17 protein-coding genes and 1 pseudogene are annotated in these 15,012 nt (G+C 58.1%); 10 read left to right on the forward strand and 8 right to left on the reverse strand.

Going from position 1 to position 15,012, the window contains the following annotated elements; translation table 11 throughout:
* Window positions 1-33: 33 nt before the first annotated feature.
* From MOV76_RS26480 to MOV76_RS26505, 6 genes and pseudogenes are all read right to left on the reverse strand, one after another.
* A complete protein-coding gene (locus MOV76_RS26480) occupies window positions 34-456 on the reverse strand; it encodes a hypothetical protein (protein WP_247265637.1) in 423 nt (140 codons plus the stop codon).
* A 436-nt stretch (window positions 457-892) separates the two neighbouring features.
* Complete coding sequence (locus MOV76_RS26485) at window positions 893-2,155, reverse strand: AAA family ATPase (protein WP_247265638.1); 1,263 nt, start codon at window positions 2,153-2,155, stop codon at window positions 893-895.
* The gene (locus MOV76_RS26490) at window positions 2,152-3,114 is read right to left on the reverse strand and encodes a toprim domain-containing protein (RefSeq protein ID WP_247265639.1); all 963 of its coding nucleotides are present in this window, start codon (window positions 3,112-3,114) and stop codon (window positions 2,152-2,154) included. The genes MOV76_RS26485 and MOV76_RS26490 overlap by 4 nt, the downstream gene beginning before the upstream one ends.
* Before the next feature lie 339 nt (window positions 3,115-3,453).
* On the reverse strand, window positions 3,454-3,717 hold the full coding sequence (locus MOV76_RS26495; RefSeq protein WP_247265640.1) for an AlpA family transcriptional regulator: 264 nt from the start codon (window positions 3,715-3,717) through the stop codon (window positions 3,454-3,456).
* A gap of 208 nt (window positions 3,718-3,925) precedes the next feature.
* Window positions 3,926-4,981, reverse strand: a complete 1,056-nt coding sequence (locus MOV76_RS26500) for a tyrosine-type recombinase/integrase (RefSeq protein ID WP_247265641.1) — start codon at window positions 4,979-4,981, stop codon at window positions 3,926-3,928.
* A gap of 9 nt (window positions 4,982-4,990) precedes the next feature.
* A pseudogene (locus tag MOV76_RS26505) lies at window positions 4,991-5,134 on the reverse strand (Arm DNA-binding domain-containing protein); the annotation flags it as partial.
* A gap of 562 nt (window positions 5,135-5,696) precedes the next feature.
* Here MOV76_RS26505 and MOV76_RS26510 point away from each other — a divergent pair.
* Entirely contained in the window at window positions 5,697-6,302 is a 606-nt protein-coding gene (locus MOV76_RS26510) for a hypothetical protein (protein WP_247265642.1), read from the forward strand.
* A gap of 111 nt (window positions 6,303-6,413) precedes the next feature.
* On the opposite strand, the gene MOV76_RS26515 is transcribed toward MOV76_RS26510, so the two are convergent.
* Both MOV76_RS26515 and MOV76_RS26520 read right to left on the reverse strand, forming a co-directional pair.
* Complete coding sequence (locus tag MOV76_RS26515) at window positions 6,414-6,914, reverse strand: ankyrin repeat domain-containing protein (RefSeq protein ID WP_130750659.1); 501 nt, start codon at window positions 6,912-6,914, stop codon at window positions 6,414-6,416.
* 64 nt (window positions 6,915-6,978) lie between these two features.
* Complete coding sequence (locus tag MOV76_RS26520; RefSeq protein ID WP_165420482.1) at window positions 6,979-7,152, reverse strand: hypothetical protein; 174 nt, start codon at window positions 7,150-7,152, stop codon at window positions 6,979-6,981.
* A gap of 369 nt (window positions 7,153-7,521) precedes the next feature.
* Here MOV76_RS26520 and ccoN point away from each other — a divergent pair, with 369 nt between their 5' ends.
* From ccoN to MOV76_RS26565, 9 genes are read left to right on the forward strand one after another with little or no spacing between them, the layout of a single operon-like run.
* A complete protein-coding gene (gene ccoN / locus MOV76_RS26525) occupies window positions 7,522-9,165 on the forward strand; it encodes a cytochrome-c oxidase, cbb3-type subunit I (RefSeq protein ID WP_247265643.1) in 1,644 nt (547 codons plus the stop codon).
* A 3-nt stretch (window positions 9,166-9,168) separates the two neighbouring features.
* On the forward strand, window positions 9,169-9,921 hold the full coding sequence (gene ccoO, locus MOV76_RS26530; RefSeq protein WP_011650325.1) for a cytochrome-c oxidase, cbb3-type subunit II: 753 nt from the start codon (window positions 9,169-9,171) through the stop codon (window positions 9,919-9,921).
* Between the two features lie 18 nt (window positions 9,922-9,939).
* Window positions 9,940-10,110: a CcoQ/FixQ family Cbb3-type cytochrome c oxidase assembly chaperone gene (locus MOV76_RS26535; protein WP_003546168.1), complete on the forward strand. Its 171-nt coding sequence runs from the start codon at window positions 9,940-9,942 to the stop codon at window positions 10,108-10,110.
* Window positions 10,101-10,979, forward strand: coding sequence for a cytochrome-c oxidase, cbb3-type subunit III (gene ccoP / locus MOV76_RS26540; RefSeq protein WP_247265644.1), 879 nt, complete (start codon window positions 10,101-10,103; stop codon window positions 10,977-10,979). Before MOV76_RS26535 ends, ccoP begins: the two co-directional genes overlap by 10 nt.
* A complete protein-coding gene (locus MOV76_RS26545) occupies window positions 10,976-11,170 on the forward strand; it encodes a hypothetical protein (RefSeq protein ID WP_028731576.1) in 195 nt (64 codons plus the stop codon). The genes ccoP and MOV76_RS26545 overlap by 4 nt, the downstream gene beginning before the upstream one ends.
* Complete coding sequence (locus MOV76_RS26550; protein WP_130715544.1) at window positions 11,171-11,995, forward strand: DUF2189 domain-containing protein; 825 nt, start codon at window positions 11,171-11,173, stop codon at window positions 11,993-11,995.
* A 13-nt stretch (window positions 11,996-12,008) separates the two neighbouring features.
* Window positions 12,009-14,276: a heavy metal translocating P-type ATPase gene (locus MOV76_RS26555; protein WP_130750655.1), complete on the forward strand. Its 2,268-nt coding sequence runs from the start codon at window positions 12,009-12,011 to the stop codon at window positions 14,274-14,276.
* Window positions 14,277-14,435, forward strand: a complete 159-nt coding sequence (gene ccoS / locus MOV76_RS26560; protein WP_018447663.1) for a cbb3-type cytochrome oxidase assembly protein CcoS — start codon at window positions 14,277-14,279, stop codon at window positions 14,433-14,435.
* 34 nt (window positions 14,436-14,469) lie between these two features.
* Entirely contained in the window at window positions 14,470-14,781 is a 312-nt protein-coding gene (locus MOV76_RS26565; protein ID WP_018447664.1) for a hypothetical protein, read from the forward strand.
* Window positions 14,782-15,012: the final 231 nt, after the last annotated feature.

A 15,012-nucleotide genomic window follows, 5' to 3' on the forward strand; every position in this document is an offset into this window, starting at 1 on the left:
AAGGATTTCCCGAAAGCGTGGTCATGAAAAGCCCTAACTCGTGACCAAAATTTTCCTGATCCTCTCGGCCGACAGCGCAAAATCGACGCGGGTGAGGATGAGCCAGAGCGCCGCATGCAAGTCGCTGGCTTTGTATGGACAGTTTTGCTGCCGCTGATCGATGCACCAGGCGGAAGCTTGATAGCGTAGAAGCGCTGCCGCCAGCTCTTTGGCCTGCTGCGACGGTTTTAGCGCGGGAAAGAACGTCTCAGCGGCTTCCCGAATTGCGGCGTCGCGAGCGGCAACCAGCGACGCCGAGCGCCAGCCGCGTTTTCCGCGTGCCGTTTTCAGGTCGAGCGCTGCTGCGACATCATCCGTTTCGCCGGAAACGAACCGGTTTAGGCGGGCGGCCATGTTGCGCGCCCAAGACGTCGGCACTCGGTCGAGGTGCTCCACCAGGCTGATGACGTCGTCCATCGGGCTCGAAACGTGAAGTTTGTTCATGGTTCTACAATCATCATGGTGGTGGTTAATTTAGAGGTTTTGCATATAGTCAAAGCCACTGCGCTGCCGCCCCTCCCGCTTTGAGTATTTGGCCGGGAAGAACCTAGGCCACCGGCCCTTCGGCAGCGCGTGGCACGGGGGATCTCGTCGTTCATTGCGGCGGCGGCAGTCGTGACGGAATCGATCATACTTTCTCTCCCATGTTGCGCCGCAGCTTGTGCCGCAAATAGGAGGTCCGGCTTTATCGTTCCGTCTGTCGATATTACGGGCCGCCGCCAAGCGGCCCTTTATATCGTAGATATAGGGTGTGTGTGCACCACACGGCGATAATGCAATGAAAACAATGACATAGGTGGGGGTGCAGCACACAGCGACATAGTAGTGTGTGCGGCTTACCTGAGGTGGAAAATCAGCCGTTGTCATTTGCAACCACCAGTATGGTTTTTTCCCGGCTTGTTCCGGGGTGAAGAATGACGGTTTTGATGTCGCCCCTGTCCTGCAAAACGTGCATGGCGCGCTCGAATTCTCGCTTATTTACGCCCTCTCTTTCGTTGCTGCCGGCGAACAGCGACGGTGGATAGGTGCGGGCGCTGATGGAGGGCGAGAACGTCTGCCCATGTTCGAGGCCGGCGCGCATCAGCTTCATGAACACGCGCTCGGCGCGATCCGCCTTGCCGATATTCGATGAGGCCCGTTCCGGCTTGTCGGTGCAGATGTAGCGGCCCATGTCCCACTTGAGGTTAATCGGATCGCCGCGAGGGCCGTAGTTCGATTTCATGATTTCGAGCACGCGCGCCCCGTCGTCGGTGCCTTGGTCGGTCGGTTTATACAGATAGAGCCGTGACCGGACGGAATTCGACCAGGCGGTCGAACCGGATGTCCCCGAACCGCTATTCAGCCCGGTAAGTGAGGGATGCCCGAGAAGCAGGATGCAGCAATCGAAGTGGATCGCGAGACCGCGCAACATGCCGATGAACTGTTTTGCCTGCGAGCGCGAAATCTCGTTGCCGCCGAAAACGTCGGCGAGGTTGTCGAGCACGACGATCTGCGGTTTGACGTTCGCGAGCGTCAGTTCGAGGCGCTTGAAAAGCGAGGTAACGGAGAGCCGGCCCTTGCGGTCCTCGGTCGCCAGCGTCGCGTCCTCGCCCGCGAGGCATATGATCTGCAGTCCTGACATGGCGGCGAGGTCGAGGTCTTCAGCAGCGGCAATCGCGGCAGCGCGGATATGGTTTTGCGTCTTGTCGTCCTCGGCGGACACATAGAGCGCCGCGCCGTGGCGGACGCTGATTCCGAGCCATGTGCTGCGCCCCACGACCGCCATACAAAGCTGCATGGCGAGCAGCGACTTGCCGGTGCCGCCATCGCCCTGCAGCTGCGTGACGTTGCGGGCCGGGAACATCTGTCGCCCGTCTAGAAATTTTTGTTCGGGAACAGGCTTTCCGGCGAAGTCGGCGACCGAGAAGGTTTCGAGCGGTTCAAGCGGCTGGTCTTCCTCTTGCGGCTGCTGCTGCTGGCTTCCGTTTCGATCATCAGGCTTTGACCTGAAACGGTTGTCGTAGCCACGCGCGGACGGATGATGGTCGCGGTTGGATTCGCCGCTCGGCCCCACTCCAAATCCCGGCTCGATCCGAACGGCCTCGCGCTCGATGTCATCGACGGTGCGGTGGCTCATGTCTCACCACCTCCACGATACCAAGCGTCCCAATCCTTGTAGGGCGATGGCGGTTGAAGGATGCGCGCTTCGCGGCCGGCGTCATGCCAACGGCCGGCGGCAGCAAGCGCGGCCTCACGGCCGGGGTCGTCGCCGTCACAGAAAACCGTCAACGCCTGCATCCAGGGCAACAGCGGGAAGCTGCGCATGGTTGAGGTGCCGCACGTCACCCAGATCGGTTGCCAGCCGCTCGCGATTAATGCCAGGCCCTTCTCGGCGCCTTCCGTGACACCAAGGCCCGCAAGAGAAATGTCCCGGTCCAACTTGACGACTTGCCCGCTCGACGGCCCCAGCGCCAGTTTGCGCTTATCGCCGTCATAGCGGTCGAGGCGAATTCGAAAGATTGCCGTCGGCTCGGCGTCAAGGCCGGGATCGTTTTCGATCGGCGAGAACCGGGCAATCAGCGCTGGCACGCGTTCACCGCCGAACGGGCAAGCCTGATGAAAGCGGAAGACGGGCAATTGATCGTCGGACAGCGGCGGCAAGCCCCTGTGGCGGAGGTAGGCGGAGACCGGCGGCGCTCGCGGGTCCTCTGCTTCGCGCCACAGACGGCGGACAAGCGCTATGCGGGATGTTTCGTTGCGATCATCCCTTGGCTTCGAAGAGCGCGACGGCGACCGGGCGCGCGATGATTCCGGATCATCATGCCGGCGCGGCCATAAGCCGCGATGCCGGAGCGCATCGATCACGTCGGCCTGATCGCATCCGGCATGGCATTTCACCAGCACCTTATCGTCACTGCCGTCGCGGATTGACAGCGACGGCGAGCGGTCATCATGCGCCGCACATTTCGCCATGCCGTAGGAGCCGTGCCAGAAGCCGCCGAGTGCAGCCGTGATATCGCGCGCCGACATCATCGCCGCCTCCATCCGTCTGAGGATGGCAGGATCGGCCAGACGACCGGCGTGCGTCGCTGCCACTTCGTGTGCCGCTCGCGGTGGCTATCGATGGGAACCCAGCCGCGACCGGGCGGCGGTGTGATCATACTTCCCCAGGTGCCGTCATCATTTTCGAACGGGGTGTCACGGGTAACGCGGACTTCAATGACATCGGCAAAAAACTGCGCCTGAACCGCAATATTTCGCGGTCGCCGGCTGCGGACGACCGGCAATATGTCGGGAATGTGCTTCATGGGGGCAAGTCTCCAATCAGGAAACCCGCCGTTTTGACGCGCTTGAAAGGTATGCTAGATTCGCAGTTCTCGCCCCCGAGAAAACTCTGATGCCTAGGAGCCGTCGCGCGCGCAAATAGCGGCGGCTCTAATCTGTTTTGGTATCAGCCGCGTCGACGGCAGCACCTTTGCTGTGCGGCCTGTGCATGGACGACTGTCCCCGTGCCTGGCGGTAGTCGGCCTTGGCCCGACGGTCAGCCTCATCAAGTTCATCCTCGGCATAATAATTCCGGTTGCCGAATAATGCCGGTTCTGGAATGCGACCGGCCTTGATCCATCTCCAGACCGTCATGTCGCTGATGTTGCCATACCTCAGCCTTAGCTGGGGTTGGGTCAAAAACCGCTTGCCCATTGTGCTGTCCTTCTAAAAACACTTGCTCTCAGATTACAGCAGTCGCGCGCACTCGGGCAACACCAAATTTTCACTAACCTATTGATTTGGCAACCTCTTCTTGCTTTTAGCGGCAAGCTCTTCTTGCCTTTAGCCTATCCTAAAATAGGTTTTCTTTCGCGAGATCTTAGCTTTATCAATGTTATCAATGATCCGCATTCACCAGCATTTACGCTTGGTCGAGCAACCTTCCCTTGCGGATTTTTTTTAATGGGACAACATTCGAACCCTGATTGGCAATGATCATCTCAATGTGGCGCGCCCACTGCATCAGCGAGGTGGTTTTTTCGGCCTCGTAACGAGCGTGATTGTAGTGCGCGCTGATCCCAACACGGGCGTGATTCAAAATGGCCTCGATAGTGTGAGGCAGGATGCCGATATCGCCGCCCACAGTGGCGAACGTTCGTCGCAGGTCATGCAGTGTCCATTCCGGAATTTCCACCTTGTTCGGGTCGTCTCCGCGTTCGCAAGCCTCCTTTCGGGCGACTGCCTGCATGGCCTCGTCCAGCCGCCGCTTGCCGCGCGAATAGCCGCTGATCGATGTCTCGCCATTTGTTGTCAAAACGAGATCGCCTTTCCCCGCGACGCGCGGCAGAGATGCAAGTACAGCTAGCGCGGCAGGTGCGAGCGCGACCACATTCGCATTGCCGTTTTTCGCCCTATGCTCCGGAATTGTCCAAACTGGCTGCTCCGCGTCGAGATCAAATTCGGCCCAGCTTGCACCCGCCACTTCCTCCCGGCGCTGCCCGGTTAGCAGGAGCAACTTCGTCAGCTGGCCGAACGGCCAGCCAATGATATCGGCACCTTTCCACACCAGTCGAATTTCGTCTGGCGAAAGGACGCGCTTGCGTTTTGTGATAACCGCAGGCGGTTCGATACCGGTGCACGGCGAAGCGTCAAGTCGATCTGTCCCGACGCACCAGGCGAAGAACTTACTGACGAGTGCTTTGACACGAAGCGCCGACTGCGGCGCACCCCGGTCAACGATCTCGTTCAACATTTTAACAATATCGCGCTTGGTTATCGCCTTGATATGGCGGCCTTTCCATCGAGGCAGAAGTTCATTGTCGATGAAGCGCTGCTGTTCGCGCGCCGTAGACGCACGGTTCTTTATCTTCACATGCCTCTTTACGAACTCAACAAGCACGTTCTCGACGAGATTATCATCGCTTGCCGCTTCCTTCTTTGCGGCGTGCGGATCACGACCCTCGTCACAGGCACGCATGATGCGGCCGGCCTCTTTTCTGGCATCCGCGAGCGTCCAGATTGCGACGCTGCCAATGGTATACTTTGGCTTGCCCTTATATCGGACGGCCCAACTCTTCGCTCCACCCGGAAGCGGCTGTACGATGAGATAAAAACCTAAGGCCAGGGTCAGGGATTTCTTGCCGCTTGGATGTTGCCTTGATGGCCTCGACCGACTTCACAGTAAACGGTGACTTTGCTCTCGTCATTTTCGATCCCTCAAAGTTTCCGGAACCGCCGGGGAAACCTCGGGGAAAATCATAAGCATGATTGCAAGTGATAGCTACTGTTAAATTGCGATACTCTATGATATTGATATTGTTGGCGTTCTACGGGTTTCACCCAATCAGTTGTTAGATAGCGTTATACGATTTTTTTGTCTGACACATCATTCGTAATGATGGGGTCGCAGGTTCGAGTCCTGCAAGCGGCACCATTTTCTTTCAATCCCCCTTTTAGTTCATCTATTGACACTCGATAGGCGCCTTTTCACGACTTCGCGAGGTTGATGAAGTTGAGGCGAGATGGCGAAAGATTTTGAGCGACTTCGACTCCTCTCGCATCATAGTCAGCGAGCCCAATCATTTCTTGTGCTGGGCGCTCGGGTCAAAAAGGCAAAGGGATGACGCACGACGGGGATATTCAAAGCCTTGGCTTCCGCGCTTGCCGCGCCAAAGGTAGTTAAAGGACGGAGAATGGCCACAATCACAAAGCTGGACGCTGCCCGCAGACAGTTACTTGCCGCAATCCACCTTCATTGGTTTTTCATCGAGCCGATCGCCGTCTATCAGCTGGCGACGAATGCCTCGGAAATATGCGACGCGATTCTAAAGAAGAGCGGCGGCACCAGAATAAAGCAGCATGTGGCAGAGCAACAGGGCTGGGAGATTGGCCAATTGAACGCTCTGATCAACGTCGCGAGAAATTTCTCAAAGCACGCTGATCGAGACCCGGAGGCCGAGACGGAAGATTTAGTCTTTGAGGACTGCAATGGGGTCATTCTAACTGCCTGCATCGACTATTCGATGGCCGCACGGCGGGCTCCAGATATCGTAGGCGCCTTCATCATCTGGTTTGCCGCCACGAACCCGGAGAAGACGGGGTCATTTCTTTCCGAAGAGGCCCACTCCCTATTCCCCGGGCTCGGGAATATGAGCCGGTCCGATCAAATTCTTGCGGCGCGTCGATATGTTCTTCATCCCCCACCAAGCGAAGTGCTGAATAATGCCCGCAACGAGCTCTCCGATTTTTGGCGATGGAAGGAGCTACGAAGCCAAGGACAAAATTTCCGAACCGAATAGTTAAGCGATCATCTCAAGTTCCTGACGCCTCGTTGAGACTCGACCAAACAAGTGGTCGAACTTGCCCGGGGCAATCTCAAGTCCCTTTGCGGCAAGAGTGCTTTCAGAAAACTATGCACTCCCCCGCGACAAGTATGAGTTGATCAGGTCCGCGGCATCGTCCTCTCCCTTCTCGCGTGCAATATCGGCGGCGGCTGCACCAGTGCGATCGGTCTTTGTCAGGTCCGCATGGTTCTCCAACAATAGCTTTGCAACTTCGGTGCTTCCCCAGGCGGCCGCGCACATCAGCGGGGTCACGCCATCGGCCGTCTCGGCGTTTACGTCCGCGCCAAGGGACAGTAGGTAGTTTGCAACGGCTGCTTCGCCATTCGCAGATGCCTCGTGCAGTGCCGTCATTTCACCACGACCAATCGCGTGTACTGATGCACCGTTCCGCACTAGCGTCTCAACCGCTGCAAGCAAACCTTCAGCTGCCGAGACCATGAGCGGTGTTCGACCATGTATGCCGACTTTGTTCAAGTCGAGTTCCTTGGACTCGATTTCTAGCTGAGCTTGTGAAGCGCCGGCCACGATTCGCTCAATGAAATGCTCAATCTTTGACTGATCGTTCATGGGAGTACGTTGAAGTTCTCTATCATCGCTCTCCTCCAGTCTGGAGGGACATTGTTCGCACACACTACGTTCTCTCGATGCCCTCGCCAATGCTTGGAAGCGCTGCTTCGACGTGACCTCTGGCAAGCTCATAAATCCAGTATTCGTGCGGATAAGCCTTGGTCTGCAGTCTCTCCAGATCCGCAAGAGCATCGTCCAGCAGTTCAGTGGCATCCTGCTTTGAGAGAATGCCATTCATCAGCAGGCGCCGAAGGATGTTAACCTGTATCGCTGTATCGCTGTCTGGCAGGGGATGGCTGCTTCCAGATTGCCTAGCATTTACCTTGTGTATTCGTCCGTCATCTTCCCTGTCACTCCCAATCCAAACGCAATCCCTACCCGGTCATCAGCCTTGGACAGTGGCAAAGCTCATCCCGCGTCAAATGGTAACGGGAACGTTCGCTCCATGAGCGAATAACACGGTCTTCTGCTTCAGGCACAAATCAGTCCAACGGCGATTGTGATGGACGATCCATGTCTATCTTCGCGTGTGCAGGCTCGTAGAACTGATTGCCTTTCAACGCTTTGTGGCGCACCATCATCGACATAGCCGGGGGGATGGGGAACAATGGGACAACTCACGACCGGCGAACGGGGGTTCGCGGCAGCTATACTTATCGCTTTGATGGTTGTCGGTGTCGCAATGGCGGCCGCTGGCCGCTTCGATCCCATCGGCATACATGGCGCTATCGTCCTTGTGTATTGCGGCGCGTTGTTCTGCTACATCCTGACCTCGGCTTTCGACGAAGAACCGGATGCTTCGCGCTTTTCCAGCTACTATGACGATCCGATCAAGGTCGGCGTGGCCTTCACATTGGCGTGGGCGATCTTTGGCATGTTCATCGGCGTCTGGGCAGCTGCACAGCTTGCCTGGCCGAGCCTGAATTTCGATACGGCGTGGTCGAGCTTCGGCCGTATACGGCCCGCCCATACGACAGGGGTGATCTTCGGCTTCGGCGGAAACGCGTTGATCGCGACATCATTCCATGTCGTTCAGCGAACATCGCGCGCAAGGTTGGCCGATCAACTCTCGCCCTGGTTCGTGATCTTCGGCTTCAACCTTTTCTGTCTGATCGCGGTCAGCGGGTATTTCATGGGCGTTACCCAGTCCAAGGAATACGCGGAAGCGGAATGGTATGCCGACCTCTGGCTCGTGATCGTTTGGATCGTCTATTTCGCGCTCTTCGTACGCACCTTGGCGCGGCGCAAGGAACCCCACATCTACGTGGCCAACTGGTATTATCTCGCCTTCATCATCGTGGTGGCGATCCTCCACATCGTCAACAACCTGGCAGTGCCGGTATCGTTCGGACACGCCAAAAGCTACACGGTCTGGTCCGGTGTACAGGATGCGATGGTCCAGTGGTGGTACGGGCACAACGCCGTGGCGTTTTTTCTGACGTCGGGCTTCCTGGGTATGCTCTACTATTATCTGCCGATCCGCGCTGAGCGGCCGATTTTTTCCTATCGATTGTCCATTCTCAGCTTCTGGGGGATCACCTTCTTCTACATGTGGGCGGGGTCCCACCATCTCCATTACACCGCACTGCCTATCTGGGTGCAAAACCTTGGAATGACGTTCTCGGTCATGCTGCTCGTTCCGTCGTGGGCGTCGGCCGGGAACGCGTTGCTCACGTTGAACGGGGCTTGGCATCGCGTGCGTGACGACGCCACTCTTCGCTTCATCATGATGGCGGCGTTCTTCTATGGGCTGTCGACATTCGAAGGGTCTTTCATGGCAATCAGACCCGTCAACTCACTGTCTCATTATACCGATTGGACGGTCGGCCACGTTCATGCCGGTGCGCTGGGCTGGGTTGCCATGATAACGTTCGGCGCGTTCTACACACTCGTTCCATCGATCTGGAAACGCGAAAGGATGTATTCTGCAGCCCTGGTCGAAGTCCACTTCTGGTTGGCGCTTGCAGGCACGCTCATCTACGTTTTCGCCATGTGGAATTCCGGCATTATCCAAGGCTTGATGTGGCGCACTTATTCCGCCGACAACACCCTGGTCTATTCATTCGTCGACAGTCTGCTGGCGATGTATCCCTACTACATCGCACGCGCTTTCGGAGGGCTGCTTTTCCTCCTTGGGGCGATCGTGGCGAGCTTCAATATCTGGATGACCGTCCGAACGGCTCCCGCCGCGGGAGCAGTTCACGATGCGCCCCTGACTTCGGGCATTCTCGAAAACGCACCGGCGGAGTGAGAGATGAGCGAACGTCTGCACGGAAGACTGGAACGGACGGCCGTCGGGTTTATGCTGGCTATCGTTGTAGCGGGAAGCGTCGGCGGGCTTGTCGAGATCGCCCCGCTGTTCACGATCCACGAGACGGTCGAGGACGCCCCCGACATGAGAGTGTACACACCCCTCGAGGCGGCGGGCCGGAACATCTATGTTCGCGAAGGCTGTTACGCCTGCCACAGCCAGATGATCAGAACGCTGCGGGACGAGGTCGAGCGGTACGGTCCTTATTCTCTTGCGGTCGAATCCAAGTACGACCATCCCATGTTGTGGGGATCAAAGCGCACGGGTCCCGATCTGGCGCGCATCGGCGGGAAGTATTCCGATCTCTGGCACGTGGCCCATTTGATCAACCCTCGCGAGGTCGTGCCGGAATCCAATATGCCGTCCTATCAATGGCTGGCAACAACCCCGCTCGATTTGGGCGATCTGCGTGACCAACTGGCGGCCCTGAGAACCGTGGGAGTGCCCTATACGGATGACATGGTCGCAAACGCGTCTGCCGATGCCTTCGGCCAAGCCAATCCAGACAGCGAACAGTCCTCAGGCGTGACGGAACGCTATGGGCAAGACACGCAGGTCTCTGCGTTTGACGGCGTAAAAACCAGCGTGACGGAAATGGACGCCATGGTCGCCTATCTGCAGGTGCTTGGCCGGCTCACAAAGGCTGCCTACCAGAACACTGCGGCACCGGAGCAGATGCCGAACCCCAACAATTGATTCCTCAGGGGATTTGAAATGGATCTTACCCACGAAACCATGTTGGAACTGTCCAAGGTTTGGGGCCTGTTCTATCTCATTTTGTTTTCGATCGGGGTGATCATCTACACCTTCTGGCCTTCCAACAAGGCGCGTTTCGATCGGGCGGAAACGGACATATTCGATAAGGACGACACCCCATGGCGATAGAGGAAGTCGATCCCGTAACAGGCCGGAAGACGACGGGACACATTTGGAACGGCATCAAGGAGCTCGATACTCCTGTACCGCGCGGGGTTCTGCTCTTCCTGATCATCACCCACCTGTTCGCCGCTCTCTGGTGGATACTGTATCCGACCTGGCCGCTTGGAAGCACATATACGAGGGGCCTGATCGGCACGAGTCAAAAACAGGCGGTAGAGCGAAAGATCATAGAAGCCGATGCTTCGCGCGCGCCCTGGATCGAGAAGATCGAGACCAGTTCCTTTGATGAAATCCGTGCCGACGAAAAGCTGATGGAGAAGGTGGCCTCCAGTGGCCACCAGTTGTTCGGAGACAACTGCGCCGCCTGTCATGGAAGGGACGGCAAGGGCGGACGAGACTTCCCCGATCTTACCGATGACGACTGGCTTTGGGGTGGAGGACCAGAAAAAATCGTCCAGACCATGACGGTGGGCGTCAATACGACGCACTCGCAAAGCCGCGTGTCGCAGATGCCTGCGTTCGGAACAGACGAAATGCTCAACCGAAAACAGGTGAGCGACGTCGCCGCCTATGTCTATTCGTTGAGCAATACGTCCACCGAATCCGTAGACGCCAGCCAGATCGCTGCTGGCCGCCAAGTGTTCATGGCTAGCTGTGTGGCATGCCACGGCGAAGATGCCAAAGGCAAACAGGATGTCGGTGCGCCGAACCTGACCGACGGCCGCTGGATTTACGGCGGGGGTATCGAACGGATCGTCCAGTCGATCCATGGCGGGCGGCAGGGACATATGCCCACCTGGGACGAACGCCTAAGTCCAGCTGAGATAAAGATACTCGCGCTTTATGTGAACAGGCTGGGTGGGGGTCAGCCGTGACGCCCGAAGCGAAGAGCCCCCTACCACGCGTTTTCAAGTGGCTGCTGATCGGGCTGACCGGCGCGATCTTTGTCGGCGCCAACGCCCATTTTGTTTACATGGCGATCACCACCCAGCCCGCCTGCATCGAGCATATCAAGGAAAAAGGCCAGCAACCCAACCAATTCAGGGCCGCCGCTTCAGCTTGCTGAATGCGCGAGGAGGATCAGATGCCGCAGGACGACACTTCCGGCCGATATCGGAGCGAGGTATCAGGGATAGAGGAGACGATGAATCCCAAGTGGCAGCGGCATCTGCCCCTCGGCGCTCCTCTCGGTTGGCTTGGCCAAGGCTGGCAGGACTTGATCCGGCAACCCTGGCCAAGTCTGGCCTACGGGTTCGTGGTGTTCTTACTCGCGTTGGCGGCCACCGTGATGCTGTTTCGGCTCGAGCGCGACTATCTTCTCTTTCCTGCATTGGCGGGCATATTGATCGTCGCCCCGCTCTTTGCCGCAGGGCTCTATGTCAAGAGCAGGAGTTTGGCGAACGGCGAGCGCATCTCGCTTCGTCAGATGTTGTTCGTCCGGCCGAGAGCTGGAGGGCAGGTGTTCTTCACGGGGATGCTGCTGTGCATGGTGATGCTGCTCTGGATGAGGGCCGCGGTCATTATCTACGCGCTCTTTTTCGGCGTTAATCCGTTCCCCGGCCTTGGTGGCGTAGCAAGGCTATTGGTCACCACCCCCTCGGGCTGGGGCATGCTGATCGTCGGTTTGTGTGTCGGCGCATTGTTCGCTGGATTCGCTTTTGCAATCGGGGTGTTCTCAATTCCGATGCTTCTGGATGAGCGCATAGACGCCTTCACAGCGATGGGCGTCAGCGTTGTCATGGTCTGGAACAACATGGGACCGTCAATGGTCTGGGGTGCGATCGTGCTCGCCCTCTTCCTCGCCAGCCTGCTGACGGGACTTGTCGGACTCATCGTCGTTTTTCCTTTGCTCGGCCACGCCACATGGCATGCCTACAAGGCAATGAGGTAGCGAGGAACGGACAATGACCTGCTGCGCGTCAATTGCGTCGTCGCTCCCCGAGCCTGGACCAAGAAGGCCGGGCGTGGACGAGGTTGCGTTGGCAAGCAAGGATTTGGGCAGTGGTCTCAGGCAGATCACCCTGTCCGTCCCGGACATGCGATGTGGCGCATGCATGGCGCTTTTGGAATCGACGCTTGGCAAGCACCCCGAAGTTCACATGGCGCGCGCCAATCTGACGGCGAAGCGTGTGACCATCCATTGGCACGCGGAAAATGGTTCGCCGCCCGATTTTGCCGCCCTGATCGGAATGATCGGTTACACGGCCGTCTTGCCGATGGAAGGCCGCGATCAACCGGACGGTGAGATATCAGGGCTGTTGCGCGCGCTGGCAGTCGCCGGCTTTTGCTCAATGAACATCATGGTGCTGTCCGTATCGGTCTGGGCGGGCGCAGACCCAGCAACACGTCAGACGCTCCACCTGATGTCGGCCGCGCTCGCACTACCGGCCGTGATCTACTCCGGGGCGACATTCTACCGGTCGGCGTGGCGGGCGCTCGTGCACGGTCGGGCAAACATGGATGTGCCGGTCAGCATCGGCGTCCTGCTCTCGTTCGGTCTCAGCGTATACGACACGTTCGCCGAAGGACGGCAAGCTTACTTCGAGGCCAGTACCTCATTGATCTTCATTTTGCTCGTCGGACGCACGCTGGACCATCTGATGCGACGGCGGGCGCGATCGGCGGCTGCGTCTCTGGCCGACATGATGCCGAAAGGCGCTAATGTGATCCGCGCGGATGGACGGATCGAATATGTTCCACTGAGCGACATCGTTTCCGGCACCCGCACTCTGATTGCAGCCGGCGATAGAATTCCAGCTGACGGGACGATTCTCTCCGGCCAGTCGGAACTTGACCGTTCATTGCTGACGGGAGAGAGCCGTTGGGAAGCGGTTGGACCAGGCGGACAGGTTCGCGCGGGAGATTTGAACGTCGGCCATCCCCTGACTGTCGAAGCCACCGCCGCACCAGGAGATTCGACACTCGCCGAGCTGCATAGGATGCTGGAAGCCGTCGAGGACGGCCGGTCTCAATACCAGATACTCGCCGACAGGGCCGCGCGTCTCTATGCTCCGGTTATCCACGGACTGTCGGTGCTGACATTCCTTTCGTGGTTTGCGGTGACACAGGACATCCACCTCTCCCTGACGATTTCGATCTCGGTCCTGATCATTGCCTGCCCTTGTGCGCTGGGGTTGGCGGTTCCGATGGTTCAGGTCGTTGCAGCACGCAGATTGTTCACCCACGGCATCGTGGCACGGGACGGATCGGCATTGGAACGTTTGGCGGAAATCGACACCGTCGTTTTCGACAAGACCGGTACGCTGACGCAATACGAGCCGACGTTGTTGACCGGGAACTGGACCGGACCACTGGAATTTTCACTGGCTGTGTCACTGTCGCGGTTTTCGAGCCATCCGATGTCGAGAGCGATCGCGGATTACGCCTCACGGCGCGAGTGGGAGGCTCTCGCGCTCGTTGACGTCAGGGAGATACAAGGCAACGGTCTCGAGGCGTCTTTCCGAGGGGAAGTTTATCGACTTGGGCGAGCGGCATGGGCGGTGAGCGGCGATGCAGACGACCGGACTGCCGCAGCTTCTACTATCGTCCTGACGCGACAGGGAGAAATCCTCGCCTCTTTCGTTTTTGGAGAGAAGGTTCGAGCCGGGTCGGCGATGGCGGTGCAGTTCTTGAAGAGCCGCGGCATCGCTGTCGAAATGCTGACGGGCGATGTCCCCGAAGCGGCTCTTGCAGTGGCACGGGAAGTCGGAATCGACTCCGTAAAAGCAGCCGCCCTCCCCAAGGACAAGGCCGAGGCGATCGATGCGTTGCGTGGTCTCGGACGCAAGGTGATGATGATTGGTGACGGAATAAACGACGCGGTCGCGCTGAAGACCGCGCATGTTTCCATGGTTCCGGCGTCAGGAAGCGACATCGGTCGCAGCGCCGCCGATTTCATCCTGCTCAATGGAGACATGGACGGAATAAAGGTCGCGCTGACGACGGCGGGTCGTGCGGCCGTGCTGATCCGCCAAAATTTCGCATTGGCTATCGTCTACAATGCGTGCAGCATTCCTCTCGCGCTGTTGGGTTATGCCAACCCGCTCATCGCCGCGATAGCGATGTCGACGTCGTCGATATTGGTCGTCGCGAATGCGATGAGGCTTGAGATTGACGGAACGCCGCCAGAGCGGGAAATGCGGCGGATAAAAAAGTTGGCGGGAGTGGGATAAATGAGCGCATTGTCGTTTCTGATACCCATAGCTCTGTTCATGGGCATCGCCGGGCTTGGCGCATTCCTTTGGTCCCTGCGCACCGGTCAGTACGAAGATCTGGATGGCGCAGCAGAAAGGATATTGTCCGAAAAGGACGACAAGCCTCTCAGCGGCTGAAGGATCGATTGTAAATGCTTTGAAGGAGGGTCGAATGGAAGACACGGATAGCCAGTCTCCGCCGGTTGAACATGATACCGCCCAAGCGTCACGCATCCCTACCATTGATCCATCGGAGGCTGTGACGGGGGTTGCCATTGTCTTGGGCATCCTTGGCGGAGCAATCGGCGTCGTTTCCACCTTGTTCCAGGCCGATGCATCCGGTGTTGGCTCCTGGATCGTCTACTGCCTCATTGCAGCGTTGGCGGGCGGCTCTGCAGGGATCGTCGTTGGCGGAATGTTTGGAGCGATTTTCGCGGTAACCAGGGGAATAACGGTACCCGCCGGCAGTGATCGTCAGGGCTGAAGAGGCCAGGCCGAGGTCACCGCCTCCGGCGCAATAGTGCTAACCAGCCCAATCCATCCCGGAACAATGCCGCCGACCAGCTGGTTTTCTCCGTGAGACAACAAGCATGGAGAAAATCATGTCCGGCAAATTCATCGCGATATCATTGCTTTCAATCGGTCCGGCCGGCCCGGCGCTGGCGCAGACGGCCGGCCGCGCGGATGCCATTGGGCGGCTTTCGGTGGCGCCGAT

Source organism: Rhizobium sp. PRIMUS64, assembly GCF_023006465.1.
In the GTDB taxonomy this organism is placed as follows: Bacteria; Pseudomonadota; Alphaproteobacteria; order Rhizobiales; family Rhizobiaceae; genus Rhizobium; species Rhizobium leguminosarum.

What these genes read in the sequence shown, in the direction of transcription:
- MOV76_RS26480 (WP_247265637.1), bottom strand. Translation starts at nt 456, where the DNA reads ATGGACGACGTCATCAGCCTGGTGGAGCACCTCGACCGAGTGCCGACG.
- MOV76_RS26565 (WP_018447664.1), top strand. Translation starts at nt 14,470, where the DNA reads ATGGAAGACACGGATAGCCAGTCTCCGCCGGTTGAACATGATACCGCC.
- ccoN (WP_247265643.1), top strand. Translation starts at nt 7,522, where the DNA reads ATGGGACAACTCACGACCGGCGAACGGGGGTTCGCGGCAGCTATACTT.
- MOV76_RS26520 (WP_165420482.1), bottom strand. Translation starts at nt 7,152, where the DNA reads ATGAATGGCATTCTCTCAAAGCAGGATGCCACTGAACTGCTGGACGAT.
- MOV76_RS26495 (WP_247265640.1), bottom strand. Translation starts at nt 3,717, where the DNA reads ATGGGCAAGCGGTTTTTGACCCAACCCCAGCTAAGGCTGAGGTATGGC.
- ccoS (WP_018447663.1), top strand. Translation starts at nt 14,277, where the DNA reads ATGAGCGCATTGTCGTTTCTGATACCCATAGCTCTGTTCATGGGCATC.
- ccoP (WP_247265644.1), top strand. Translation starts at nt 10,101, where the DNA reads ATGGCGATAGAGGAAGTCGATCCCGTAACAGGCCGGAAGACGACGGGA.
- ccoO (WP_011650325.1), top strand. Translation starts at nt 9,169, where the DNA reads ATGAGCGAACGTCTGCACGGAAGACTGGAACGGACGGCCGTCGGGTTT.
- MOV76_RS26550 (WP_130715544.1), top strand. Translation starts at nt 11,171, where the DNA reads ATGCGCGAGGAGGATCAGATGCCGCAGGACGACACTTCCGGCCGATAT.
- MOV76_RS26500 (WP_247265641.1), bottom strand. Translation starts at nt 4,981, where the DNA reads ATGCGTGCCTGTGACGAGGGTCGTGATCCGCACGCCGCAAAGAAGGAA.
- MOV76_RS26510 (WP_247265642.1), top strand. Translation starts at nt 5,697, where the DNA reads ATGGCCACAATCACAAAGCTGGACGCTGCCCGCAGACAGTTACTTGCC.
- MOV76_RS26555 (WP_130750655.1), top strand. Translation starts at nt 12,009, where the DNA reads ATGACCTGCTGCGCGTCAATTGCGTCGTCGCTCCCCGAGCCTGGACCA.
- MOV76_RS26515 (WP_130750659.1), bottom strand. Translation starts at nt 6,914, where the DNA reads ATGAACGATCAGTCAAAGATTGAGCATTTCATTGAGCGAATCGTGGCC.
- MOV76_RS26535 (WP_003546168.1), top strand. Translation starts at nt 9,940, where the DNA reads ATGGATCTTACCCACGAAACCATGTTGGAACTGTCCAAGGTTTGGGGC.
- MOV76_RS26485 (WP_247265638.1), bottom strand. Translation starts at nt 2,155, where the DNA reads ATGAGCCACCGCACCGTCGATGACATCGAGCGCGAGGCCGTTCGGATC.